Genomic DNA, 1,848 nt, shown 5'->3' with positions numbered 1-1,848 from the left:
CCCCCAGACTGGACCCGACAACAGCAGCCCGCCATGCACTCCTCGCCGGCCGCAGGCCAAACCCGCCATCCACGGGCAGCCACACGAGACCGCCGCCTCGACCAACACCAGGAACGGGATCAAGCGGCGAAATCTTCTCCGCAGGAAGCGCCCAAGTCTAAAAATCGGACCGACAAGGGACGTGTGCAGGCCGACACGCCAACCGTGCCTCACCTTCGTGTAGAGAGTGTCCGATTGAGCTGGATTTCTTCCTTTTCTGGGACCGGCGCCAGGAATCCCGCTATTCAAGCCTGGCACTCGACGCGGCCGCTACTCCGCTCCAATAAAGCAGACGTAAGTGTGGACAATGTCCACACCCCCTTTGAGAGGACAAATGCGGGTGCGCGACTCTCGCAGACGGTCATAAGACCGGCTTCCTGGAACGCCCTCCAGCGAAATCGGCACGGTCATGTAGTTCCTACTCCCCCGGCCCATGAATAGGTGTAGGCCACCCCGGGCCCACCCAACGAGAACCGGAACGAGGAAACGCCAGAACCCACTTCTCAGCAGGCGGAATGCCCCCCAGCCAGGGACTTGAGCCCGCCACCCACACACCTGAACAGGCCCCGCGGCAGCCAGGCCACAGCCCGAAAACCAGCCGTCAGAGCGACGCCACCACAAGCTTTGTCAACACGTCAAAGCAAAATGGCCTCTGACGAGGGAATCTGTCGTGCCCGAGGTGGGACTCGAACTGCATTCCAGCCCCCGCAAACACTGGGAATTCTCGGAAACATACGGAATCCGGCCCAATCCGACACCAGTACGACCCAGTCCGACAGCCAAAGTGTGGACAATGTACACACCCCGAATTGGCCATCTCAAAGCAACGCAGACACCAGCCGCACCTCACACACCGGCGGCGGACGCCCAATTCCTGGACAGGTTCCAGTGAGGTTTCGACCCGTGGCGGAGAGTGCGACTAGGGGGCACCATAGCGCCCCCCTCGACAGGTAGCTTGACAGGTGGTTCGGGTGCGCGGAGCATGACAGCCATGCGTGCAGCGACGGTTGACGCACGGCCCGGACCGAAAACATGAACACCGACGCCCCGGCAACGGCACGGACCGGTTCCTCCCTGGTCATGGCGGTGCTGGCATCGAGTCAGTTCCTGATGACGCTCGACAGTTCGGTGATGAACGTTTCGATGGCCACGGTGGCCGCGGATCTGGGGACACCGATCACCGGCATCCAGACTGCGATCACCCTGTACACGCTCGTCATGGCGTCGCTGATGATCACCGGCGGCAAGGTGGGAACCATCATGGGACGCCGCCGGGCCTTCGCCTTGGGCCTGATCATCTATGCTGCCGGTTCGCTGACAACGGCGCTGGCCCCCAACCTTGGCGTGCTGCTCCTGGGCTGGTCCTTCCTGGAGGGGGCCGGCGCGGCACTGATCATGCCCGCCATCGTTGCGATGGTCGCGGCCAACTTCCCGACCGAGCGGCGCGCCGCAGCCTACGGGCTCATCGCCGCCGCGGGCGCGATCGCGGTCGCTGCCGGACCGCTTATCGGCGGCGCCGTGACCACCTTTGCCTCCTGGCGGTATGTCTTCCTCTTCGAGTTCGTGATCGTCCTGGCCATCCTGCTGGTCCTGCGCAAGGTCCACGACGTTCCACCGGCCCAGGCCCGGCTCGATCTGGTGAGCTCCGCACTCTCGGTGGCCGGACTAAGCATGGTGGTCTATGGCGTACTGCGTTCGGCCGAGTGGGGCTGGATCCAGCCCAAGCCCGGCGGGCCGACACTCCTGGGGCTCTCTCCTGTTGTCTGGCTGCTGATCGGCGGCCTGCTGGTCCTCTACGCATTCATGCGC

Annotated in this window: 1 protein-coding gene; it reads left to right on the top strand. The window is 63.9% G+C overall.

Annotation, left to right across the window (positions count from 1 at the left end):
* Nucleotides 1-1,071 precede the first annotated feature (1,071 nt).
* Nucleotides 1,072-1,848, top strand: a 777-nt coding sequence (locus AC1DEY_RS23090; protein ID WP_476870033.1) for an MFS transporter, incomplete at its 3' end; no start/stop codon positions are given.

The organism is Arthrobacter sp. 05T47, from assembly GCF_056395825.1.
Note: the sequence above shows the minus strand (reverse complement) of the source record. Positions and strands in the feature narration are given on the sequence as shown.